General features: G+C 69.2%; 20 protein-coding genes and 1 pseudogene. 15 read left to right on the top strand and 6 right to left on the bottom strand.

The features are described 5' to 3' along the window. Positions 1-103 precede the first annotated feature (103 nt). Positions 104-1,606 carry a hypothetical protein gene (locus F9278_RS05550; RefSeq protein WP_152167256.1) on the top strand — a complete coding sequence of 501 codons (1,503 nt, stop codon included), beginning with the start codon at positions 104-106 and terminating at the stop codon, positions 1,604-1,606. Beyond that, on the top strand, positions 1,603-3,666 hold the full coding sequence (locus F9278_RS05555) for an integrase (protein ID WP_152167257.1): 2,064 nt from the start codon (positions 1,603-1,605) through the stop codon (positions 3,664-3,666). The genes F9278_RS05550 and F9278_RS05555 overlap by 4 nt, the downstream gene beginning before the upstream one ends. Here the strand turns inward: F9278_RS05555 and F9278_RS05560 are convergent. Beyond that, positions 3,657-4,415: a class I SAM-dependent methyltransferase gene (locus F9278_RS05560; RefSeq protein ID WP_152167258.1), complete on the bottom strand. Its 759-nt coding sequence runs from the start codon at positions 4,413-4,415 to the stop codon at positions 3,657-3,659. The two genes, F9278_RS05555 and F9278_RS05560, sit on opposite strands and share 10 nt — an antisense overlap. Positions 4,416-4,616: 201 nt before the next feature. Between F9278_RS05560 and F9278_RS05565 the strand changes: the two genes are divergently transcribed. From F9278_RS05565 to F9278_RS05585, 5 genes and pseudogenes are all read left to right on the top strand, one after another. Next, the gene (locus F9278_RS05565; protein WP_152167259.1) at positions 4,617-5,018 is read left to right on the top strand and encodes a hypothetical protein; all 402 of its coding nucleotides are present in this window, start codon (positions 4,617-4,619) and stop codon (positions 5,016-5,018) included. Positions 5,019-5,082: 64 nt separating this feature from the next. After that, positions 5,083-5,538: pseudogene (locus F9278_RS05570) on the top strand (ATP dependent DNA ligase); the annotation flags it as partial. Beyond that, positions 5,535-6,002: an NUDIX domain-containing protein gene (locus F9278_RS05575; RefSeq protein WP_152167260.1), complete on the top strand. Its 468-nt coding sequence runs from the start codon at positions 5,535-5,537 to the stop codon at positions 6,000-6,002. The pseudogene F9278_RS05570 and the gene F9278_RS05575, both read left to right, overlap by 4 nt. Positions 6,003-6,067: 65 nt before the next feature. Further along, on the top strand, positions 6,068-7,453 hold the full coding sequence (locus F9278_RS05580; RefSeq protein ID WP_152167261.1) for an NADP-dependent succinic semialdehyde dehydrogenase: 1,386 nt from the start codon (positions 6,068-6,070) through the stop codon (positions 7,451-7,453). 25 nt (positions 7,454-7,478) lie between these two features. Then, positions 7,479-7,715, top strand: coding sequence for a DUF6213 family protein (locus tag F9278_RS05585; RefSeq protein ID WP_037704958.1), 237 nt, complete (start codon positions 7,479-7,481; stop codon positions 7,713-7,715). 10 nt (positions 7,716-7,725) lie between these two features. Here F9278_RS05585 and F9278_RS05590 read toward each other — a convergent pair whose 3' ends face one another. Next, the gene (locus tag F9278_RS05590; protein ID WP_152167262.1) at positions 7,726-8,388 is read right to left on the bottom strand and encodes a thiaminase II/PqqC family protein; all 663 of its coding nucleotides are present in this window, start codon (positions 8,386-8,388) and stop codon (positions 7,726-7,728) included. A 73-nt stretch (positions 8,389-8,461) separates the two neighbouring features. Next, the gene (locus tag F9278_RS05595; protein ID WP_152167263.1) at positions 8,462-9,727 is read right to left on the bottom strand and encodes an acyl-CoA dehydrogenase family protein; all 1,266 of its coding nucleotides are present in this window, start codon (positions 9,725-9,727) and stop codon (positions 8,462-8,464) included. Between the two features lie 183 nt (positions 9,728-9,910). Between F9278_RS05595 and F9278_RS05600 the strand changes: the two genes are divergently transcribed. Continuing rightward, on the top strand, positions 9,911-10,555 hold the full coding sequence (locus tag F9278_RS05600; protein WP_152167264.1) for a TetR family transcriptional regulator: 645 nt from the start codon (positions 9,911-9,913) through the stop codon (positions 10,553-10,555). Between the two features lie 119 nt (positions 10,556-10,674). On the opposite strand, the gene def is transcribed toward F9278_RS05600, so the two are convergent. Continuing rightward, on the bottom strand, positions 10,675-11,214 hold the full coding sequence (gene def, locus F9278_RS05605; RefSeq protein ID WP_152167265.1) for a peptide deformylase: 540 nt from the start codon (positions 11,212-11,214) through the stop codon (positions 10,675-10,677). A gap of 152 nt (positions 11,215-11,366) precedes the next feature. Here def and F9278_RS05610 point away from each other — a divergent pair, with 152 nt between their 5' ends. From F9278_RS05610 to F9278_RS05640, 7 genes are all read left to right on the top strand, one after another. Continuing rightward, on the top strand, positions 11,367-12,605 hold the full coding sequence (locus F9278_RS05610; protein ID WP_152167266.1) for a Mur ligase family protein: 1,239 nt from the start codon (positions 11,367-11,369) through the stop codon (positions 12,603-12,605). 46 nt (positions 12,606-12,651) lie between these two features. Next, a complete protein-coding gene (locus F9278_RS05615) occupies positions 12,652-13,380 on the top strand; it encodes a type 1 glutamine amidotransferase (RefSeq protein ID WP_152167267.1) in 729 nt (242 codons plus the stop codon). Between the two features lie 265 nt (positions 13,381-13,645). After that, positions 13,646-14,671 (top strand): 6-phosphofructokinase, encoded by a 1,026-nt coding sequence (locus F9278_RS05620; protein WP_152167268.1) that lies wholly within the window; start codon positions 13,646-13,648, stop codon positions 14,669-14,671. A 202-nt stretch (positions 14,672-14,873) separates the two neighbouring features. Then, complete coding sequence (locus tag F9278_RS05625; RefSeq protein WP_152167269.1) at positions 14,874-15,818, top strand: cytochrome c oxidase assembly protein; 945 nt, start codon at positions 14,874-14,876, stop codon at positions 15,816-15,818. Positions 15,819-15,948: 130 nt separating this feature from the next. Next, entirely contained in the window at positions 15,949-17,454 is a 1,506-nt protein-coding gene (locus tag F9278_RS05630) for a PASTA domain-containing protein (RefSeq protein ID WP_193241382.1), read from the top strand. Positions 17,455-17,488: 34 nt separating this feature from the next. Continuing rightward, on the top strand, positions 17,489-19,381 hold the full coding sequence (locus F9278_RS05635; protein WP_152167270.1) for a serine/threonine-protein kinase: 1,893 nt from the start codon (positions 17,489-17,491) through the stop codon (positions 19,379-19,381). 14 nt (positions 19,382-19,395) lie between these two features. Then, entirely contained in the window at positions 19,396-19,551 is a 156-nt protein-coding gene (locus F9278_RS05640) for a hypothetical protein (protein WP_152167271.1), read from the top strand. A gap of 18 nt (positions 19,552-19,569) precedes the next feature. On the opposite strand, the gene F9278_RS05645 is transcribed toward F9278_RS05640, so the two are convergent. Both F9278_RS05645 and F9278_RS05650 read right to left on the bottom strand, forming a co-directional pair. Next, entirely contained in the window at positions 19,570-20,790 is a 1,221-nt protein-coding gene (locus F9278_RS05645) for a sensor histidine kinase (protein ID WP_152173718.1), read from the bottom strand. A 78-nt stretch (positions 20,791-20,868) separates the two neighbouring features. After that, positions 20,869-22,614, bottom strand: a complete 1,746-nt coding sequence (locus F9278_RS05650) for a sodium/solute symporter (RefSeq protein ID WP_152167272.1) — start codon at positions 22,612-22,614, stop codon at positions 20,869-20,871. Positions 22,615-22,683 lie beyond the last annotated feature (69 nt).

Genomic DNA, 22,683 nt, shown 5'->3' on the forward strand with positions numbered 1-22,683 from the left:
CCAGCTTCCGGTAAGCGCTGAGCTGCAACACGCCTTCGCACGGTGGTTCTCCGAGAAGTGTGCTCCAGGGGGCGGTTGGGACTCCCTCAAGTCCAGCCGAGCCATGTGGTTCTACCTTCTCGCGTTCGGTCGCTTCTGCGCCGGACAGGATATCCCGCCTCAGAGACTTGAAGACCTCACGCCAGCTCTGTGGAACAGATGGCGGATGCGTCGGCCTGAGGGCATCTACGGTTACCACCAAGTCACCTCTCTGGGCGGCTTCCTGCGCAAACAAGCGGACCTAAGCGAGGCGACGAGATCCGCGATGGCCAAGCGGCTTCCAACTGTCAGGACCAAGGAGCAAGCACTGGCCCCGGACGAGTTTCAGGAGGTACGTGCGGCGGCCCGGAAGATATTCCGCTCCGCCCACCTCAGGATCCAATCCAACACTGCACATCTTCATCAGTGGCGCGCTGGTGCCTTCGAACCGCAGAGCCGGGATTGGCTCATCGGGGAAGCCTTGGACGCCCTTACCCGGACCGGCTACGTTCCTCACATCCGCCGCGACAATGGCTGGAAGCGCAATCTTCCGCAGTACGTCACCGCGCTCGGGGGCGACAACGCCCAGTGGACCTGGATGCGCCTATTCCTGAGCCGCGCCGAAGCATATGCGCTGTCTGTTCTGCTTGTCATGGAGTTCGGGCTGAACGCGACGGTCGTATCAGACATGTGCACACCGCGGGCCATGTCCGACAGCGGATCCGGGGGATTCCCCACCTACCGGATGGAGTTGGAAAAGCCAAGACGGGGCGCGGGGCGTCATTTCGAGACGAGGAACGTCACGGACGGCGGTGCCGACACCCCGGGGAGACTGATCACACAGGCACTGGAGGCGACGTCTCACGCTAGAGCTTTCGTCACTGCTGCCGACAACAGCCTCGACTTCCTCCTCGTCTGGCGAAACTCCCAGCCGGGGTCGAGGAACCTATCTCCCGTCACACCGTTCAGCATCGGACTCACGAAGAATGCTGCGGACTGCTGGCTGAACGAAACCGGCCTGACTGGTGCGCCCCTGCGCAGGATGCGCAAGACAGTGAATGCACTGCATCGTCGAGAGCCCGGTCAGAACAGCCAGGAAACCCACGACAGCGTCTACGTCCTCCCCGAGCCCCAGGTTCAGGAAGCCTCCGTCCCGATCATCGCGAAAGGGGCCGAGAGCGCCCTCGCCCATGCTCAGCAGGTCGTCCTGCGTGCGCAACTGGCCGCGTCCGCCGAGGCCGGCGGGCAGGAGACGCCCACCGCGGACTGCTCCGACTACGAGAACAGTCCGTTCAGCACACCGGGAATGGGCTGCAATGCCTCGTTCTTGATGTGTACGGCCTGCCCGAACGCGCGGATACACCCAAAACATCATCCCCGCTTGGGATATCTGCATCGCTCGATAGCCAGTCTGCGCTCCGTTCTGGGAGACGAAATATGGGCAGAGGAGTGGGGCTCTCCTTTTATGCGCCTGGAGGACTTGAAGGCTCGGCTGGGTGACGCTATCTGGACTGATGCGTCGGCAAGAGTCTCGTCAGGCGACAAGGAAGTCGTCAAGCGACTCCTGGAAGGACAGTACGATCTGTGACCGTTTCCGTTCAAGAGGTCTACTTCTATCCGGCTCCGGATGCTGATGCCATTCTCCCCGGTCTGATAGCCGAGGGTTTCACCGGACCGATACCCCGCTTCGGAGACCGGTCCTGGAATCTGGCTGGCCTGGCGCACGGGCCAGGGACATCAATCGAGACGATTCATTGGGATCGCTTCCCTGTCTCGTTTCAATCAGAGCTGCGTTATCTGGTCTGGTTGCTGATCAACACATCGCTGCCCACAAGCTTTCTGATAGGAAAGCCATCCCGTTGGCGAACCACGGTGTCTCCAGGCCAGGTCTATCCCATGGCTATGAAATGGCGGGCCTTCTGCCAGTGGCTGGAGGAATCAGGTCATGCCTCGCTGCGCGATTGCACTCCTGAGAATTTGCGAGCGTATGCCCTCCATCTTGGAAGCCGAGGCCAGCCACGCGTTTCCGTCCAGAAGGTGCTGGCCTCTATCACGCGACTGTGGGCTCTCGACTCTTCGAATCCCTTGCCTATCGGGATCTGCGAACCACCGTGGCTCAGTGAAGGAGCCGATGACTTCCTTCCAGCCGGATCGTCCACTGGCGAGAACGTCACCGCCCCGATCACACCTCAAACCATGGGCCCATTGCTCATCTGGGCCCTCCGCGTGGTCGACGATTTTTCCGACGACATCCTTCGCGCCATCGACAGGAGGGAAGAGATACTGACCCAAAGTGAACTGACACCTTCCACTCCAGCGGGTGGGGCTGCGCTTGAGGAATATCTAAGAGGGCTGATAACTGCCGGAATATCGCCGCCCAGTATGGCTGCCGGAAACCGGAGTGGCCTCGCGGCAAAGTACATCTCCTTCGTGACAGGTGCTTCGATTCGCCAGGTCCACCGTCAGGTTATCGAAGGGTCTTGGAGGGATCATCTTCTGTCTGCCAGCGGACCAGCTCCAGTCCTCACTGAGGTAGTTGGACAAATCGATGGACTTCCATGGACGGAATTCATCGACTACTCGGAGGTTGAGGCCCTAAGGCGCCATCTGCTCACTGCCGCTTACGTAGCGGTCTCGTACCTGACCGGAATGCGCCCCCGCGAAGTTCAGGGACTCGAAAAGGGATGTTGCCCCGATCCGAGGTCAGGACGGCACCTAATCTACAGCCGCGTCTTCAAGACGGCACTCGACGACGAGGGGAATCACGTTCCTCAAGGTGTCCTACGCGATGTGCCGTGGGTTGCAATTGACCCGGTGGTCAAGGCTATTCGCATCGTTGAGCGCCTGACCCCGGAGGGATATTTGTTCGGCGGCGTTATACCAGAAACGATGAACAAGAGGATCGAAAACTTCACCATGTGGGCTTCGGACCTTGCCAAGCGTTTTGGGCGCCCTCATGAGGTGATCCCAGCTGACAAGTACGGAGCTGTCGGGGTATCACGTTTTCGTCGAACGTTGGCCTGGCATATAGCAAGGCGTCCGGGCGGCCTGGTCGCACTCGCTATTCAGTACGGACATATGCGTACTGCCATGAGCGTCGGATACGCATCCCGAAGTCGGGACGGGATCCATGACCTCCTGGACGTTGAAACGGCCCTGTCGGTTGCCGACACTCTCGCCGCGCTCAACGATGACTTGGCGAACGGTGAAGGAGTATCTGGTTCAGCAGCTCGGAGAGCGATCAACGCGGCCCAGCATGCCCCTGAATTCTCCGGATCCGTGGTCACCGCACGGCAGGCTCGTGCACTTCTTCAGAACCCATCACTGGCGGTCTATGACAACCCATCGGCCATGCTCATGTGTGTCTATAAACCCGACCGGGCGCTCTGCAATCGTGTCACCAACAGAGAATCGCCTCGCCTGGACCGATGCGTCTCGTCATGCTCGAACGTGGCACGGCTCGATAGCCATGCCCGGCTCATGAGGAAGGAGGCAGAATCCCTGAACGGGCAAGCCCTCAACGTTCCAGATCCACTCGGTCATCGAATGCGCGCCCGAGCCGACCTTCTTCGCGCCCAAGCCGACCACCACGACCGCTCTCGCGTCATCCTCAGTGACCCTTTGAGTTCCAGCTCTGATCAGGCATGAGTGGTGGCCGGCCGTACGACGGTCAGACCGCACCGGTACGGCTCATCAAGCTCGCCATCGGGGAAGAGCCGCGCAAGCGCGGTACGGTTCGCGTCGAGGAGTTCTGTCCGCTCGACGGGGTCCATGACCACGAAGTGCGAGTGGGTGGCGAGGTTGCGGACGTGCTCTTCGACGGTGATCCGGCGCGACCACGTGATCTCGCGGGTAGCCACCCTGACCGGAAACGAAGCAAAGAGCTCGGCCACAGTCGTCGGGAAACCGCGAGTGAAGGGCGCGAGCCGGTCCTCCTCCGCCGCGATCCACGGGACGCTGACGTCGGCCTGGTTCCACCACAGGGCCAACACGCCGTGCGGGCGCAGCACACGCAGTGCTTCGGGGACGGAGCGGGCCGGGTCGGTCCAGTGCCAAGCCTGGGCGTAGGTGATCACGTCGAACCTGCTGGCGGCGAAGGGCAGTCGGTTCCCTTCACCCCGCACCAGCGGAACCTCCAGCTCGGCCTGGCGCAGCTCCGCGGCCATACCGGCGCCCGGCTCCAGGGCGACGACGCGGGCGCCGCGTTCGCTCAGCAGCCGGGTGGCGATGCCGGTGCCAGCCCCACAGTCCAGCACGTCGGCGTCGGCCAGCGCTCGGCCGGCGAGTTCCTCTACGGCGTCAAAAAGGGCTGGTGGATAGCCCGGGCGGGTCGCAGCGTACTGCGTGGCAACGGTATCAAAGGACAGGGCGCGGGCTTGGTTCACGTGGGATGCCATACCCGCGATCTTTGCGGGCGGAGGGTGGAGTTGCCAACGGTGCACAGCGAGATCGGCGCCTAAGCGCGTGCAGTTGCCCGGGCCCTGGTGGCTGGGCAGCGAGACGGTGAGTCGTTTCGTCGGCTTCGAGAATCACTGCGCAACTGCGCCCACCGGGTCCCGCCGAATCCGGGATCCCAAACAGAAATTTAAGGAAACAGAGTGAGTCCCACACACGACGAGCGCATCCGCATTAAAGCGGCCATGGAACGAATCCTCACTGGAGAATCGGAGAACTCAAGCGGCGCTCTAACCATCGTCGCTCTGGCAGTAGAGGCAGGAGTTCCGAGAAACGCGCTCACCCAACGGCACCTCGACCTCAAGAACCTCTTCTACCAGAAGGTGCGAGCCCTCGGCGGCACTCCAGACAGCGAACAACGCCTCCGCCGGGAGGTCGCCAGGTTGAAGCGACTACGGAAGGATGATGCGGAAGAGATCCGACAGTTGAAGGCAGACAATGAAGCTCTCGTCGGCGCCCTCCATCTCGCACAACTTGAAAACGAAGAGCTTCGCCAGCAGCTGGCAGAGGCCGGGGGCAAGGTGCACGTCATCGCGAGGAGGTGAGGCGTGGTCCTTGACGCTGTCCGTCCGCCGGCCTCGCTTCAACACGCTGAACTTGACAGGGAAGCTGAAGGCCCTCGACGCCCCCTACAGCGCGGGCCGGCGCGGGGCGTCCTGGCTGAAGGTCAAGCCCGTGCACACCCTCGATCTGGTGGTCCTGGCCGCCGAGTGGGGCCACGGCCGCCGGACCGGCAGGCTCTCCAACCTCCACCTCGGCGCCCGCGCGGCCGACGGCTCGTTCGCGATGCTCGGCAAGACCTTCAAAGGTCTGACGGACGCCCTGCTGGCCTGGCAGACCCGGCGGCTGACCGAGCTGGCCGTCGAGGAACACGGCTGGGGCGTGACCGTACGCCCGGAACTGGTCGTCGAGATCGCCTACGACGGCCTCCAGCGCTCCACCCGCTACCCGGCCGGTGTCACCCTCCGCTTCGCCCGTGTGGTCCGCTATCGCGAGGACAAGACCCCGGCGGAAGCCGATACGGTCGAGACCCTGCTCGCCGCACACCCCGAGGTGACGCGTTGACCACGCCCAAGCGCAGCGCCGGACTGCTGTTGCACCGCCGTACCGAGCACGGCGTGGAGGTGCTGCTCGGCCATATGGGCGGCCCGTTCTTCGCGCACAGGGACGCGGGCGCGTGGAGTGTGCCCAAGGGCGAGTACGAGCCGGACGAGACCGCCTGGGACGCGGCCCGCCGGGAGTTCCAGGAGGAACTGGGGCTGGCGCCGCCCGACGGGGAGGCCGTACCGCTGGGCGAGGTACGGCAGAGGAACGGCAAGATCGTCACGGCCTGGGCGATCGAGGCGGACCTCGACCCGGCGACCGTCGTACCGGGCACCTTCCGCATGGAATGGCCGCCGAGGTCGGGGCGGATCCAGGAGTTCCCCGAGCTGGACCGCGTGGAGTGGCTGACCGTGGAACGGGCGCGGGCCGTGATCGTCCCGGCACAGGCGGAGTTTCTCGACCGTCTGCCGGAGCACTCGGCCTGAGTCCGCGTTGCGGCACGCGCCGTCGCGCGGGAAGGTCGAAGGACAGCCCACGCAGGAGGCCCCCCATGCCCATCGCCACGGTCAACCCGGCGAACGGCGAGACGCTCAAGACCTACGACGCCCTGGGCGAGGAGGAGATCGAGCGCCGTCTCGCCACCGCCGACACCACGTTCCACGCGTACCGGACCACGTCCTTCGCGGAACGGGCCCGGCTGATGCACCGGGCCGCCGAGCTGCTCGACGCGGACGCGGACGACATCGCCAAGGTGATGACGACGGAGATGGGCAAGCCGGTCAAGCAGGCCCGCGCCGAGGCCGCCAAGTGCGCGAAGGCGATGCGCTGGTACGCCGACCACGCCGAGGTGCTGCTCACCGACGTGGAGCCGTCCGACGCGGATGTGAAGGACTCCGGCGCGTCCCGCGCCCTGGTCCGCTACCGGCCGCTCGGCCCGGTGCTCGCCGTGATGCCGTGGAACTTCCCGCTCTGGCAGGTGATCCGCTTCGCCGCGCCCGCCCTCATGGCCGGCAACGTGGGCCTGCTCAAGCACGCCTCCAACGTCCCGCAGACCGCGCTCTACCTGGAGGACCTCTTCCTCCGGGCGGGCTTCCCCGAGGGCTGTTTCCAGACCCTGCTGGTCGGTTCCGGAGCGGTCGAGGACATCCTGCGCGACCCGCGTGTGAAGGCCGCCACCCTCACCGGCAGCGAGCCCGCCGGCCGGGCGGTCGCCTCGGTCGCCGGTGACGAGGTGAAGAAGACGGTCCTGGAACTGGGCGGCAGCGACCCGTACGTGGTGATGCCGTCCGCCGACGTCGACCGGGCGGCGGAGATCGCGGTGACGGCCCGGGTGCAGAACAACGGGCAGTCCTGTATCGCCGCCAAGCGGTTCATCGTGCACGCCGACGTGTACGAGGCGTTCGCCGAGCGGTTCGTGGCGGGCATGAGGGCGCTGCGGGTCGGCGACCCGCTGGAGGAGCGGACCGACGTCGGCCCGCTCTCCTCCGAGCAGGGCCGCGCCGATCTGGAGGAACTCGTCGACGAGGCCGTGGAGAGCGGCGCCACGGTCCTGTGCGGCGCCGAACGCCCCGACGGGCCGGGCTGGTTCTATCCGCCGACCGTCCTCGCCGACATCACTCCGGAGATGCGTGTCCACCACGAGGAGGCGTTCGGCCCGGTCGCCACGCTGTACCGGGTCGCCGACCTCGACGAAGCGGTCGCGATCGCCAACGACACGCCCTTCGGACTCAGCTCCAACGTGTGGACACGGGACGCCGCCGAGGTCGACCGCTTCGTCCGTGACCTCGACGCCGGCGCGGTCTACGTCAACGGGATGACCGCCTCCCACCCGGCGTTCCCGTTCGGTGGGGTCAAGCGATCCGGATACGGGCGTGAGCTGTCCGGACACGGAATCCGGGAGTTCTGCAACATCACCACCGTGTGGCACGGGGCGTGAGCGTCACGCGGCTACCATCCCCGTTGTGAACCGCGAAGTGACTCTGCCTCTGATCGTCGACGACCGCGGGACCTTGCAGGTGTCCGCGGCCGATGTGAGCAAGCTGCTGCGGACGGTGGGCGGCCGGTGGCTGCACCTCGTGGAGGCGGGTGAGGAACTCGACGAGGACACGGTGGCGGCGCTCACGATCGAGCTGGCGAAGCTGGCGGACCGGATCGATGTGGCGTGCATCGCCCACAGCAGTGGGGCGGCCTCCGGCTAGGGCGCCGCTTTCAGGGGCGCGCCAGTGTGGTCCAGAACATCGATTCGTAGCTCTGCAGCAGTCGGCCGTGGCCGTGGGCCGTCTCCTCGTCGATCCGCCCCGCGTCCAGCCCCGCCTGAACCGCCGCCCTCGCCCGCTCCTCCAGCTCCGGGGCCGGCTCGGCGAAGAAGTCGAAGAAACCGCAGGCCTCGTCGGTGAAGGCGTAGTGATCGCGGAGGGACTTGGCGATCACCGCGCAATAGCCGCCCCAGGACGCGAAGTTGGCGCTCAGGGCGAGCACCACGTCGGCCGGGGACGCGCCGAGCGCGAGCCGGGCGACGTACGACGGGTAGGCCTGACAGCCCGGCAGTGGCGCGTACGCCGCCGCCCTCTGCTCGTCCACCCCGCACGCCTCGGCGAACGCCCCGAGCCGCCCCGCCGCCACCGCCTCCCCCTCCGCGAGCATCTCGAAGAAGGGGGCGCTCGTCGGTTCCCCGGCCGCCGCCCGCCCGGCCAGATGGCGGAAGGAGAGCAGGTCCGCGGCGATCACCAGTCGCTGTTCCCCGGCGAGCGCGGCGAGGGTGCCGAGCCCGGCCGCACCGGAGGCGACCAGGGGCAGCAGGGGGTTGGCGTCGGGTTCCGGGGCGAGCCGCGCGGTCATCGCTTCCAGCACTTCTCCGGCCGTACGCGTCATCGAGCACTCCTGTCGGGTTCATCTGTCGTCACCGCTGAACAACAGCCCGACCGACACGGGCACCCCCTCGGCGCTACCGGATCGGCATCCCCGACAGGGTCCGGGCGATCACCAGCCGCTGCACCTCACTCGTACCCTCGAAAATGGTGTAAATAGCCGCATCCCGATGCATCCGCTCGACCGGGTACTCCCGGGTGTACCCGTTGCCGCCCAGTATCTGGATGGCCTGCGCGGTCACCTTCTTCGCCGTCTCGCTGGCGAACAGCTTCGACTGGGAGCCCTCCGCCGCGGTGAACGGGCGGCCGTTGATCGCCATCCAGGACGCCCGCCACACCAGCAGCCGGGCCGCGTCGACGGAGGTCCGCATGTCGGCGAGTTGGAAGGCGACGCCCTGGTTGTCGATGATGGGCCGGCCGAACTGCTCACGGGTCTTGGCGTAGTCGAGGGCCACCTCGTACGCGGCGCGGGCGGTGCCCACCGCCATGGCGCCCACGGCCGGGCGGGAGGCCTCGAACGTGGCCATCGCCGCGTTCTTCACCCTCCCCCAGCCTCCGGCCGGGGGGACCCCCATCTCGCTTCGCTCGCCACCGCTCCTCGCCCGCTCATGGGCCCGCGCGAGACGCTCGTCGAGCTTCTCCTTGCCGCCGAGGAGGCAGGAGCCGGGGACGCGTACGTCCTCCAGGACGACCTCGGCGGTGTGGGAGGCGCGGATGCCGTGCTTCTTGAACTTCTGCCCCTGGGACAGGCCGGGTGTGCCGGGCGGGACGATGAAGGACGCGTGGCCCTTGGAGCCGAGTTCGGGGTCGACGACGGCGACGACGACGTGGACGTTGGCGATGCCGCCGTTGGTCGCCCAGGTCTTGGTGCCGTTGAGGACCCACTCGTCCTTGGCCCCGTCGTACACGGCGCGGGTGCGCAGGGAGGCGACGTCGGAGCCGGCGTCGGGCTCGGAGGAGCAGAACGCGGCGACCTTGACATCGCCCGCGTCGCCGTACATCTGCGGGATCCAGGTGCCGATCTGCTCCTCGGTGCCGTTGGCGAGGACGCCGACGGCGGCGAGGCCGGTGCCGACGATGGACAGGGCGATGCCCGCGTCGCCCCAGAACAGCTCCTCCATGGCCATGGGGATGCCGAGGCCGGTGGGGTCGAAGTACTGCTGGGCGTAGAAGTCGAGGGAGTAGATACCGACCTTGGCGGCCTCCTGGATCACCGGCCAGGGGGTCTCCTCGCGCTCGTCCCACTCGGCCGCCGCGGGGCGGATCACATCGGCGGCGAATCCGTGGAGCCAGTCGCGAACCTCTCGCTGTTCCTCGTTGAGTTCCATGGTGAACTCGGCCATGACGCGCCTCCAGCATTGCACTAAGATGTTACCTGCGGTAACTGCGAGTCTGTTACCCGTCGGTAGGAAAAGTCAACTCCCGGGGCGGGCCCGGTAGCCCGTTCGACCCGTTCGATCGGGTCGCGCCGATCAGTGCTAGTTTGCGCAGGGCGTCACTGTCATCAGCATTTGGGGGAGAGACTCATGGACACCACGCAGCGGACCGACCAGGAGCGGTCCGCCGACCGCCGTCGGCGCGAGCTGCTGGAGGCCGCGGACAGGGTGGTGCTCCGCGAAGGCCCCGGAGCATCGATGAACGCCATCGCCGCCGAGGCCGGCATCACCAAGCCGATCCTCTACCGCCACTTCGGCGACAAGAGCGGACTTTACGCCGCTCTCGCCCAGCGGCACACCGATGCCCTCCTGGACGCCCTGCGCGCCGCGCTGGACGCCCCGGCGGAGCGCCGCGAACGCGTGGAGGCGACCCTCGACACCTATCTGGCGGCCATCGAGGCCCGCCCGCAGGTCTACCGCTTCCTGATGCACCCCGCCGAGGGCGGCCAGCCCGGCGACCAGGGCTTCGACGTCGGCAAGCACTCCGCCCCGCTGCTTCGCCGCATGGGCGAGGAACTCGGCAAGGTCATAGAGGACCGCCTCGACCTCGGCCCCGACAGCCACCGCCTCGCCCGCGTCTGGGGCCACGGCATCGTCGGCATGATGCACGCGGCCGGCGACTGGTGGCTGGGCGAACGCCCCTGCACCAGGGCGGAGTTGGTCCGCTGCCTGGCAGACCTCCTCTGGGGCCGCCTGGCAGCGGCGGGCGACAAGGTCGGCGGCCCGGGTTTCTAGGGCTCCTTTTCGGCGGAGTCGGGCACCAGCGCGCCCGGCAAGGGGCGCGGGGCTGTGTCGACATGCGGCTCCGCCGCGTGGGCGCGAGAAGCCCCACGGACCCGCACCCGCCGACGAACTCACACCCCCCACGGCGCCCGCGCGGCCTTCCGCAACACCCGAGAACGCCGCCACCCCGACAACCGGTCCACAAAAACCCGCCCCTCAAGATGATCACACTCGTGCTGAAGGCACCGCGCGAAGAACCCGCTCCCCGACACCCGCACCCGGTCCCCGTCCACCGTGAACCCCTCCACCACGGCCTCGTCGTACCGTTCGACCCCCGCCTCCAGCCCCGGCAGCGACAGACACCCCTCCGGCCCGCGCAGCACGATCCCCTCCGCCGACACCAGCCGCGGGTTCACCACATGGCCGACGTGCCGCACATCGTCGTCATCCGGACAGTCGTACACGAAGACCCGCGATCCCCGGCCGACCTGGTTCGCGGCGAGACCCACGCCCCGCGCGTCGTACATTGTGGCGAACATGTCCTCCACAAGCCGCACCAGTTCGGGCCCGAACTCCCTCACCTCTTCACAGGGGGCGTGCAATACGGGGTCCCCGAACAGCGTCATGGGGAGAACGCGCCCTCGGGCGCCGGGAATCGAGCGGCTACGCATGGCCGCAAGAGTACGTTCCCACCCGATTTGGCCGGGCCGGCCGGTGCAACGCACCCATCGAGATTCGGGCGCGTGAGTGGATCTCGATAGGCTTTGGTCCACACGTTGCCGGGACAGGGCGCGGCGCTGTACGCAAGGAGGATCGAGAACTGATGGCAGGCAACTCGGACCCGCTCACGCCGCGGGCCAAGCTGGCCGTGACGGCGGGCAAGGCGGTCGCGGCGGCATCGCGTGCCGCGGGGCGCGGTAGCGGATCTGTGATCGGCGGCCGGGTGGCACTGAAACTCGACCCCGACCTCCTCGCCCGGCTCGCACAGAGCCTGGACGTCATCCTGGTCTCCGCCACCAACGGCAAGACCACCACGACCCGGCTGATCGCCGAGGCGCTACGGGCCGCGGGCCCCGTCGTCTCGAACGCGCTCGGCGCCAACATGCCCGCGGGCATCACCTCGGCGCTCGCCGGGAACTCGGACTCCAAGTTCGCGGTCATCGAGGTCGACGAGAAGTACCTCGCCGGTGTCGCGCGGGACACCGACCCCAAGTGCATCGCGCTGCTGAACCTCTCCCGCGACCAGCTCGACCGTGCCGCCGAGACCCGCATGATGGCGGAGGCGTGGCGGGAGGGCCTGGCCGGCACCAAGGCCGTCGTGGTGGCCAACTGCGACGACCCGCTGATCGTGTGGGCGGCCTCGTCGTCGCCGAACGTGATCTGGGTCGCGGTCGGCCAGATGTGGAAGGACGACGCCTGGTCCTGCCCGTCCTGCGGCGGTGTGATGCAGCGCCCCGGTGACGACTGGTTCTGCGGCGAGTGCGGTTTCCGCCGTCCGACGCCGAGCTGGGCGCTCTCCGGCGACCACGTCCTCGACCCGCACGGCTCGGCCTGGCCGATCCACCTCCAGCTGCCGGGCCGCGCCAACAAGGCCAACGCGGCCTCGTCGGCCGCGACCGCCGCCGTCTTCGGGGTGCCCCCGCAGGTCGCCCTGGAACGCATGTACCAGGTGCAGGCGGTGGCCGGCCGGTACGACGTGGTGCAGTTCATGCAGCGCGATCTGCGGCTGCTGCTCGCCAAGAACCCGGCGGGCTGGCTGGAGACGTTCTCGCTGATCGACCCGCCGCCGTCGCCGGTGATCCTTTCGGTGAACGCGCGCGGCGCCGACGGCACCGACACCTCCTGGCTCTGGGACGTCGACTACACGCGGCTGACCGGGCACCCGATCTTCGTGCTCGGTGACCGCAAGCTCGACCTGGCGGTGCGGCTGGAGGTCGCGAACCAGCACTTCCAGGTCTGCGACACCCTGGACCAGGCGGTGCAGATGTGCCCGCCGGGCCGGATCGAGGTCATCGCCAACTACACCGCGTTCCAGGACCTGCGCCGCCGCGTGGGCAACTGAGCACGCCACGACGAACGACTCCCACGACTCTGAGGGGCACTGACTCATGAGTGACAACAGCCTGCGGATCGTCTGGGTCTACCCGGACCTGCTCAGCACCTACGGCGACCAGGGCAACGTCCTCGTCGTGGAGCGCCGGGCGCGGCAGCGGGGCCTGGACGTGGCCCGGCTGGACGTGCGCAGCGACCAGCCGATCCCGACCTCCGGCGACATCTATCTGATCGGCGGCGGCGAGGACCGTCCGCAGCGGCTCGCGGCCGAGCGGCTGCGCCGGGACCGGCATCTGTACCAGGCGGTGAACAACGGGGCGATCGTCTTCGCGGTCTGCGCCGGGTACCAGATCCTCGGCCACGAGTTCGTCAACGACCTCGGTCAGCGCGAGCCGGGCCTCGGTCTGCTCGATGTGACGACGACCCGCGGCGAGGGCGAGCGGTGCGTCGGCGACGTCCTCGCGGACATCGACCCGCGCCTCGGGCTGCCGCAGCTGACCGGGTTCGAGAACCACCAGGGCGTCACCCACCTCGGCCCCACCGCCCGCCCCCTCGCCCAGGTGCGGCTGGGCAAGGGCAACGGCACGGGCGACGGCACGGAGGGCGCGTACAACGACACCGTGTTCGGTACGTACATGCACGGGCCGGTGCTGGCGCGGAACCCGCAGATCGCGGACCTGCTGCTGAAGCTGGCGCTGGATGTGAACGCGCTGCCGCCGACCGACGACCGCTGGTTCGAGGCGCTGCGCGACGAGCGCATCTCGGCGGCGACCCAGCCCGCGTAAGGCGACCCAGCCCGCGTAACACGCCGCGCGGGACGGGCCGAGGAGCCCGCGAAACGGTTCCTCAGTGCCCGTACGAAAGCCCGTCCGACACTGCCCCCGCTCATGTGTGAAAGCCCGTCTGACCAGGGCTCCGCTCACCTGTGCGGGGGCGTCCAGCAGGCGGACGCCCGCTACGGGCCCGCCCCCTGCCGCCGGTAGGGTGGCGGGGATTCCAGCCGGACAGCGTGGTCCGGTCCCCGGCCCACGTCGAGAAGGTATTCGGGCTATGCGCATTGGTGTCCTCACATCCGGCGGCGACTGCCCAGGGCTGAACGCCGTCATCCGGTCCGTCGTGCACCGCGCCGTCGTCGACCACGGCGACGAGGTCATCGGCTTCCGGGACGGCTGGAAGGGTCTTCTGGACTGCGACTACCTCAAGCTCGATCTGGACGCGGTGGCGGGCATCCTGGCCCGCGGCGGCACGATCCTCGGCTCCTCCCGGGTCCAGCCCTCGCATCTGCGGGACGGGGTGGCGCGGGCGAAGGGCCATGTCGAGGAGCTGGGTCTCGACGCGATCATCCCCATCGGCGGCGAGGGCACCCTCAAGGCGGCCCGGCTGATGTCGGACAGCGGTCTGCCGGTCGTGGGTGTGCCGAAGACCATCGACAACGACATCGCGGTCACGGACGTCACCTTCGGCTTCGACACGGCCGTGGGCGTCGCCACCGAGGCCCTGGACCGGCTGAAGACCACCGCCGAGTCCCACCAGCGGGTCCTGGTCGTGGAGGTCATGGGCCGCCACACCGGCTGGATCGCGCTCCACTCCGGCATGGCGGCCGGCGCGCACGCCATCGTCGTCCCCGAACGGCCCTTCGACATCGAGGAGTTGACCGCGCGGGTCGGCGAGCGGTTCGCTGCGGGCAAGAGGTTCGCGATCGTCGTCGCGGCGGAGGGGGCCAAGCCGAAGGCCGGGTCGATGGAGTTCGACGAGGGCGGCAAGGACATCTACGGGCACGAGCGGTTCGCCGGGATCGCGCGGCAGCTGTCGATCGAGCTGGAGCAGCGTCTCGGGAAGGAGGCGCGGCCGGTGATCCTCGGGCATGTGCAGCGGGGCGGTACGCCGACCGCGTACGACCGGGTGCTGGCGACGCGGTTCGGGTGGCACGCGGTGGAGGCCGTGCACCGGAGGGAGTTCGGGAACATGACCGCGCTGCGGGGGACGGACATCGTGATGGTGCCGCTCGCGGAGGCGGTGGAGACGTTGAAGACGGTGCCTTCCGAGCGGTACGCCGAGGCGGAGTGTGTGCTGTGAGTTCCGACTAGGAGCTCGGTTCAGCGGGTGGTCCGTCGGCTGCGGGTGGTTCGTGGCTTGTCACGCCCACGCGGCGGAGCCGCATATCGAGACAGCCCCGCGCCCCTTCAAGGCTTGCCCCCGGTCATGATCGTGACCGGGGGCGGTTCTACTCTTGGGGCGGACGTACAGCGCGCAACCCCCATGAAACAGGAGCCGGCGGATGGATCACAGCGGGCACGGTATGGGGCTTTTGCCCTTCACTCTCGGGCGGGGGCTCTCGTGGTCGGCGGATCCGTTCTTCCTGGTCGCCTGTCTGGCGGCCCTCGCCCTCTACGGGTGGGGCGTCGTGCGGCTGGTGCGGCGGGGGGACAAGTGGCCCGTGGGACGGACGGTCGCGTTCGTGCTGGGTGTGCTGCTGGTGATGCTGGTGACGTGCACGGGGCTGAACGACTACGGCATGGTCATGTTCAGCGTGCACATGGTGCAGCACATGGTGATCAGCATGCTGGCGCCGATCGTGCTGCTGCTGGGGGCGCCGGTCACCCTGGCGTTGCGGGCGCTGCCGGTGGCGGGGAGGGGCCGGAAGGGGCCGCGTGAGCTGCTGCTGATGTTCCTGCACAGCTGGTACATGAAGATCGTCACGCATCCGGCGTTCACGATCCCGATGTTCATCGCGAGCCTGTACGGGCTGTACTTCACGCCGTTGTTCGACTTCCTGATGGGGTCGACGCTCGGGCACATCGTGATGATGACGCACTTCCTGCTGGTCGGGCTGTTCTTCTTCTGGCCGATCATGGGCGTCGACCCGGGCCCGCACCGGCCCGGCTATCTGATGCGGATGCTGGAACTGTTCGCGGGCATGCCGTTCCACGCGTTCTTCGGCATCGCGCTGATGATGGCGTCCGCGCCGATGGTGAAGACGTACGAGAACCCGCCCGCCTCCCTCGGTATCGACGCGCTCGCCGACCAGAACGCGGCCGGTGGCATCGCGTGGGCGTTCAGCGAGATCCCCTCGGTGCTCGTGCTGCTCGCGCTGCTGTTCCAGTGGTACGGCTCCGAGCAGCGGCAGGCCAAGCGCGCGGACCGCGCGGCCGACCGGGACGGCGACAAGGAACTGGAGGCGTACAACGCCTATCTCGCCTCACTCGCCGCACGTGGTCGCTGAGCCACATTCCCCTTCCCCTTTCCCCTTTTTCTTTTTCCTTGACGGCGAGGCTTTGCCCTTAAGTAGCATGTTGTGTGAGCCCCGCGTCAGCTCTGTGGGGTGACGGGGGAAACCGCTGGGGGGAGCGGTCATGACAATTCACACACGCTTGCGAACATGTCTGCTGTTGGTGGGTGTACTGGTCCTCGGCGGGTGCGGTGACTCCGCCCCCTCACTGCTCGCGGTGCAGGCGGTGGCCGCGGGGATCCCGTCCCTCGCCCCCTTCTTCGACGAGGGCGAACAACTGGGCCGTGACCAGCCCGACCTGCGGTCCCTTGAGCCGCACAGCGGTCTCCAGCAGGGCAACACCCCCGGTCTGTACGGGGGCACGCAGAAACCGAAGATCTGTGACGTGGGCAGGCTGGAGGATTTCCTCACCGCTCCGGAGAACAAGAAAAAGGCTCAGGAATGGGCCCGGATCGCTGGTGTCGATGTCGATGGAATCGGACGTCGTCTCGATGAACTCACACCCGTTCTCCTGCGCCACGACACCCTCGTGAAGAACCACGACTACAAGAAGGGCGAAGCCGTCCCCTTCGACGCGTTGCTGGAATCCGGAATCGCGGTTCTGGTCGACGATCAGGGCCTGCCCGCCGTGAAGTGCAGCTGCGGAAATCCGCTGCGCGCGTTCGACGGGAACCCCGAGCGCGTCAAGGTCGAGTTCGCCGGCGACCACAAGAAGTGGAAGGGCTTCGAAAAGTCCGCGGTGGTCGTCGTCAAGCCCGCTCCCGAGCGGCTGCGGGAGATCAGGCTCGTCGATGTCGAGGATCCGGACCGGGGCATCAGCCGGGAGGTCGGCACCACGGGCGAGTCCGACACGACGTTCGACACCCGGCTACGGCAGGCCGTGCCGAAGGTCCGGGGGATGACCTTCGGCGAGGCGAGCGCGGCCATGGCGGACAAGGGCCTGGCGGTGACCGTCGCCGGGGACGGGATGCCGCCGGGTGACGCGCCCGTGACCGGATCGAGCCCGGGACCGGGTGCCGAGCTGGCGTTCGGCGCGGCGGTGGCACTGCATGTGGAGTGGCCGGGCAGGGCCTCGGAATCGGGATCGGGATCGGGGTCGGGGTCGGGGTCGGGGTCGGGATCGGGATCGGGGTCGGGATCGGGGTCCACCGGGACCGGGCCGACGGGGCCCTCGGAGACGGATGGTTCGCCGTCCGGCGGTTCGTCGCCGGGCGGGTCGTCGCCGGGCGGGTCGTCGCCGGGCGGGTCGTCGCCGTCGGAGGGGGACTCGACGCCGAAGGGCCGCGACACGACTCCGTCGGGCGGGGGCTCCTCCCCGGCGGACGGCGGGTCCTCGCCCACGGGACCGACCACTCCCCCGTCGACGGGCGGCACCTCGCTCGTGCCGTCGCCGTCCAAGTCGTCCGGGGAGCCGCCGCCCGACCCCACGCCCACCTCCGCCCCGGCCGTTCCCTCGCCGCCTCCCGGCTCCACCAGGTCGACCGGGCCGCCGCCGACGCCCGACCCCGATCCCACCCCGCCGGAGGACAGCGGCCCGCCCACCGGCACCCCGACCACGAGCGCCCCCGATCCGACGAGCGCTCCCCCGGGTGAACCCGTCGGGGAACCGGCCCAGTTCATGTGGATCTGACGGATCCGACGGACCTGAATTCCGGGAGTGACCGATGCAGTCAGGAGCACCGCAGTCGGGAGTCGGCCGGGTCATCGCCGACCGCTATCTCCTGCTGAACCGGCTGGGCAGCGGCCATGTCTGGCTGGCGCACGACCGGCAGCTGGACTGCGAGGTGGCGCTCAAGGAGATCGTGTTCGGCAACCCGGGCGAGGCGGAGCGGGAGCGCACGGCGCGGGTGGCCCGTGCCCGCGCCGAGGCCCGGCACGCCGCCGGGCTCCGCCACCACCCGAACGTGGTCACCGTGCACGACGTCCTGGAACACGGCGAACTGCCGTGGATCGTCATGGAGTACGTGCCCGGCGCCCTCGACCTGAAGGCCCTCGTGGCACGGCGCGGTGCCCTCGCGCCCGCCGAGTGCGCCCGGATCGGGCTGTCCGTGCTGGACGCCCTGACCGCCGGGCACGAGCGCGGTGTCATGCACCGGGACGTCAAGCCGGCCAACATCCTGCTCGCCCCGGACCGCACCGGATCGCCGTACGCGCGCGTGCTCCTCACCGACTACGGCATCTCCGTCCAGCCCGACACCCGGGAGACCCGATACACCCGTACGCACGTCCTGGTCGGGACCGCCGGATATCTGGCGCCCGAGCGGGCGCAGGGCGGGCCGCCGACGGCCGCGTCCGACCTGTTCTCGCTGGGCTGCACGCTGTACCACGCCGTCGAGGGCTACGGCCCCTTCGACCGTGCCACGGAGATCGCCGCGCTGACCGCCGTCGTCCTGGAGGAGCCGCGCCCGACGCTGCGGGCGGGCGCGCTGGAACCCGTACTGGCCGCCATGCTCGCCAAGGACCCCGTACGCCGGATCACCGCCGTCGAGGCCGAGGCGGCGCTGTCCGCGATCGTGACCCCGCAGGCCCATCGCCGCACCGCGCCCGACCTGGGCTCGCAGCCGCACTGGGCGAGCGAGCCCACGCACACGGCGGAGCGCGAGGTCTTCGCCGCGCCAGGGGCCCACGGGACACCGTGGCACGCGCCGACGCCCCCGCCGGAACCCTCTCCCGCCCGGCCCGGCGGTACCGGCGTGCGCCCCCGTCGGCATCGCGGCCGGGCTCTTCTCGCGGGGATGGCCACCACTCTCGGGCTGGCCCTGGTGGTCGGCGGGATCTGGTGGGCCATGGGGAACGTCAGGGAGCTGCCGGGCGGGCTGGGCGGCAGCGGTGACACGCTGAGCGCGCGGCTGCCGTACGGGCGGACCGTGGGGCTGGCCGAGCCGCTGAAGGACGGCGACTGTGTGGACGTCACCTGGACCGACGCCCCGTTCACGGACGCCGCCCGGCTGCGGATCGTGCCCGAGTGCGTGGGGCGGGCCATGGACGGACAGGTGATGGCCTCCTTCGAGGTGTCGTCCGCCGAGGACGCCCGGACGAGCGGGGCCGCGCGGTGCGAGCAGCTCACGGTGGAGGCCCGCGAGAAGCTCGTGGGCGTCCGGACCTATGCCGTCCTGCCGACCGACGACGGCTTCGACGCCGCGGGGCATCGGGTCGCCTGTCTGCTGCTGGGCGAGCGCAGGCCGGTGTACGGACCGATCGGTGCGTACCGGACGGTGGGTTCCACGGTGCTCGTCGATGTGGCCACCCTGCAGAAACAGGACTGCCTCGACCCGATCTCCGGCAACAGGATCCGGCTGGTCTCCTGCCAGGACCGCCACCGGCAGAAAGTGCTCGGCTTCCACGAGATGAGCCCCGGCACGACGTACGAGACGGCCCAGGACCAGGCCCTCGACGCCTGCCGGGAGAATCTGCCGCCGCAGCAGTACGGCTATGAGCCCGGTCTGACCGGTTCCGGTTTCTGGATCAGCGAGGACGGCTGGAAAAAAGGCGCACATTTTGTCGTCTGCACTGTCATTTCCGGTAGTGGAGGCACCATGGAGGGAGAAGAAGCCTGAGGAAGGGTGTTGCGATGCCCGGTTCGACGAAGGCCATGGGGGTGCTCACCGTCGGTGGGCTGGTCGCGGTGACGGCCTACTCGGTGGCGCTAGGCAGCAATGGCTGGCTGTGGTTCGGATGGGTCGTCCTGGGTCTGCTGACCCTGGGGATGGTGGCGTCGCGCACCTGAGGCCCACGCCGGACGCCCTCAGCCTCGCGGTATTCCCCCGTCCGGGTGTACGCCCGGCTGGTACTTCGGCAGCCGGGCGGTGATCTTCATGCCCGCGCCGACCGCGGTCTCGATGACGAGGCCGTGGTCGTCGCCGTACACCTGGCGCAGCCGCTCGTCGACATTGCTCAGCCCGATGCCGCCCGAGGGGCTGGTCTCGCCGGCGAGGATGCGGCGCAGCACCTCGGGTTCCATGCCGACGCCGTCGTCCTCGATGACGACCAGGGCCTCGGCGCCCGCGTCCTGGGCGGTGATGCTGATGTGGCTCTTGCCCGCCGCGTTCACCGTGGTGCCTTCGAGGCCGTGTTTCACCGCGTTCTCCACGAGGGGCTGGAGGCAGAGGAAGGGCAGGGTGACCGGCAGGACCTCCGGGGCGATCTGCAGCGTGACCGAGAGCCGGTCGCCGAAGCGGGCCCGGACCAGCGCCAAGTAGTGGTCGATGGCGTGCAGTTCGTCGGCGAGGGTGGTGAAGTCGCCGTGCTTGCGGAACGAGTAGCGGGTGAAGTCGGCGAATTCCAGGAGGAGTTCGCGGGCGCGCTCGGGGTCGGTGCGGACGAACGAGGCGATCACCGCGAGCGAGTTGAAGATGAAGTGCGGGGAGATCTGGGCGCGCAGGGCCTTGATCTCGGCCTCGATCAGCCGGGTGCGGGACTGGTCGAGATCGGCCAGTTCCAACTGGACGGAGACCCAGCGGGCGACCTCGCCGGCCGCGCGCACGAGGACGGCGGACTCCCGGGGCGCGCAGGCGACGAGCGCGCCGTGGACACGGTCGTCGACCGTGAGGGGGGCGACAACCGCCCAGCGCACCGGGCAGTCGAGGATGTCGCAGGTCAGCGGGAAGGCCTCGCCCCGGCCGGTCTCCAGGGGGCCCGCCAGCCGTCCCATGATCTCGGCGCGGTGGTGCTCCGCGACGCCCTCCCAGGCGAGGACCGACTCATGGTCGGTGAGGCAGAGCGCGTCCGTGCCGAGCAGGGTGCGCAGCCGCTTGGCGGATCTGCGGGCCGTCTCCTCGGTGAGTCCGGCGCGCAGCGGGGGCGCGGCGAGTGTGGCGGTGTGCAGGGTCTGGAACGTGGCGTGCTCGACGGGCGTGCCGAGCCCGCCGAGACTGCTGCGCGTCCGGGCCGTGCGCCGGCCGAGCCAGAACCCGGCCGCGAGCAGCGGGAGCACGGCCACGCAGAACCCCGCGAGGAACCCGGTCACCTCAGCGCTCATCGCCCACCTCCCGCTCCCGGTACACCGCGCGCGGGTTCCGTCCCGCCGGTCCCGCCCCTTGGGGCCTCATCCCCGCCACAGTTCGACCTCCTTGGTCGCCGCGCGGGTCCGGCCGCCGACCAGTTCCTCGGGGAGGTGGAAGCGGGCCAGGATCGCCGGGGTCTCGGGCGGGACCTTGCCGGGGGTGGCCAGGGACACCAGGACCATCGTGAGGAAGCCGAGGGGGACGGACCAGAGGGCGGGCCAGGCCAGCAGGGCGTGCAGGGTGCCGGTGCCGGGGTATCCGGCCATGGTCGCGGCGACCGCCAGCAGGGCCGCGCCGCCGCCGACGAGCATGCCGGCGGCGGCGCCCGGCGGGGTGAGGCGCCGCCACCAGATGCCGAGGACCAGCAGGGGGCAGAAGGAGGAGGCGGACACGGCGAAGGCGAGGCCGACGGCGTCGGCGACGGGCAGCCCGCCGACCAGGCCGCTCGCGGCGAGCGGTACGGCCATGGCGAGGACCGTGCCGAGCCGGAAGTGCCGTACGCCGCGTGCGGGCAGGACGTCCTGGGTGAGGACGCCCGCGACCGCCATGGTCAGGCCCGAGGCGGTGGACAGGAACGCGGCGAAGGCGCCGCCCGCGACCAGCGCGCCGAGCAGGTCGCCGCCGAGGCCGCCGATCATGCGGTCCGGGAGGAGCAGGACGGCCGCGTCGGCGTCGCCGGTGAGGGTGAGGTCGGGGGCGTAGATCCGGCCGAGCGCGCCGTACAGCGGCGGCAGGAGGTAGAAGAAGCCGATCATGCCGAGGACGACGACGGTGGTGCGGCGGGCGGCGACGCCGTGCGGGCTGGTGTAGAAGCGGACGACGACGTGGGGCAGGCCCATGGTGCCGAGGAAGGTGGCGAGGATCAGCCCGTAGGTGGCGTACAGGGGGCGTTCCTCGCGGCCTGCGGCGAGGGAGGTGGACATGCCGCCGTTGGTGCCGCGATCGGCGACGGGGACGGTGTCGCCCTCGGTGAAGGTCAGCCGGGTGCCCCGCTCGACGCGGTGGGTGCCGGTGGGCAGGTGGACGCGCCGGTCGTCGTGGCGGCGGCCGTCGATGGTGCCGGTGGCGGTGACGGTCAGGGGGCTTTCGAGCTTCAGGTCGAGGGTCTCGTCGACCCGGACGACGCGCTGTTCGCGGAAGGTCGCGGGCTCGTCGAAGGCGTGGCGCGGGGCGCCGTCGCCCTGCCAGGCGAGGACGAGGAAGAGCGCGGGGACGAGCAGGGCGGTGAGCTTCAGCCAGTACTGGAAGGCCTGGACGAAGGTGATGCTGCGCATGCCTCCGGCGGCGACCGTGGCGGAGACGACGACGGCGACGATGACCCCGCCGAGCCACTCCGGCGCGTCGGTGAGGACGTTCAACGTCAGCCCCGCGCCCTGGAGTTGGGGCAGGAGGTAGAGCCAGCCGACGCCGACGACGAAGGCCCCCGCGAGCCGTCGTACGGTCTTGGAGGCGAGGCGGGCCTCGGCGAAGTCCGGCAGGGTGTAGGCGCCGGAGCGGCGCAGCGGGGCGGCGACGAAGAGGAGAAGGACGAGATAGCCGGCGGTGTAGCCGACCGGGTACCAGAGCATGTCGGGGCCCTGGACGAGGACGAGGCCGACGATACCGAGGAAGGAGGCGGCGGAGAGGTATTCGCCGCTGATCGCGGCGGCGTTGAGGCGGGGGCCGACGGTGCGGGAGGCGACGTAGAAGTCGGAGGTGGTGCGGGAGATGCGCAGGCCGAAGGCGCCGACGAAGACGGTCGCGACGACGACGAGGGCGACGGCCGGGACGGCGTAGTTCTCGTTCACGGGTCCACTGCTTCCGTCGCACCCATCACTTCCGTCACTTCCGTCGCTTCCGTCGTTTCCGTGGCTTTC

This window comes from Streptomyces phaeolivaceus (assembly GCF_009184865.1).
Lineage (GTDB): Bacteria > Actinomycetota > Actinomycetes > Streptomycetales > Streptomycetaceae > Streptomyces > Streptomyces phaeolivaceus.

Bases quoted from the DNA above. Each gene is read 5' to 3' on its own strand.
- F9278_RS05550 (WP_152167256.1), top strand. From the start codon at position 104: ATGTGGTTCTACCTTCTCGCGTTCGGTCGCTTCTGCGCCGGACAGGAT.
- F9278_RS05560 (WP_152167258.1), bottom strand. From the start codon at position 4,415: ATGGCATCCCACGTGAACCAAGCCCGCGCCCTGTCCTTTGATACCGTT.
- F9278_RS05580 (WP_152167261.1), top strand. From the start codon at position 6,068: ATGCCCATCGCCACGGTCAACCCGGCGAACGGCGAGACGCTCAAGACC.
- F9278_RS05590 (WP_152167262.1), bottom strand. From the start codon at position 8,388: ATGACGCGTACGGCCGGAGAAGTGCTGGAAGCGATGACCGCGCGGCTC.
- F9278_RS05595 (WP_152167263.1), bottom strand. From the start codon at position 9,727: ATGGCCGAGTTCACCATGGAACTCAACGAGGAACAGCGAGAGGTTCGC.
- F9278_RS05600 (WP_152167264.1), top strand. From the start codon at position 9,911: ATGGACACCACGCAGCGGACCGACCAGGAGCGGTCCGCCGACCGCCGT.
- def (WP_152167265.1), bottom strand. From the start codon at position 11,214: ATGCGTAGCCGCTCGATTCCCGGCGCCCGAGGGCGCGTTCTCCCCATG.
- F9278_RS05610 (WP_152167266.1), top strand. From the start codon at position 11,367: ATGGCAGGCAACTCGGACCCGCTCACGCCGCGGGCCAAGCTGGCCGTG.
- F9278_RS05615 (WP_152167267.1), top strand. From the start codon at position 12,652: ATGAGTGACAACAGCCTGCGGATCGTCTGGGTCTACCCGGACCTGCTC.
- F9278_RS05620 (WP_152167268.1), top strand. From the start codon at position 13,646: ATGCGCATTGGTGTCCTCACATCCGGCGGCGACTGCCCAGGGCTGAAC.
- F9278_RS05625 (WP_152167269.1), top strand. From the start codon at position 14,874: ATGGATCACAGCGGGCACGGTATGGGGCTTTTGCCCTTCACTCTCGGG.
- F9278_RS05630 (WP_193241382.1), top strand. From the start codon at position 15,949: ATGACAATTCACACACGCTTGCGAACATGTCTGCTGTTGGTGGGTGTA.
- F9278_RS05635 (WP_152167270.1), top strand. From the start codon at position 17,489: ATGCAGTCAGGAGCACCGCAGTCGGGAGTCGGCCGGGTCATCGCCGAC.
- F9278_RS05640 (WP_152167271.1), top strand. From the start codon at position 19,396: ATGCCCGGTTCGACGAAGGCCATGGGGGTGCTCACCGTCGGTGGGCTG.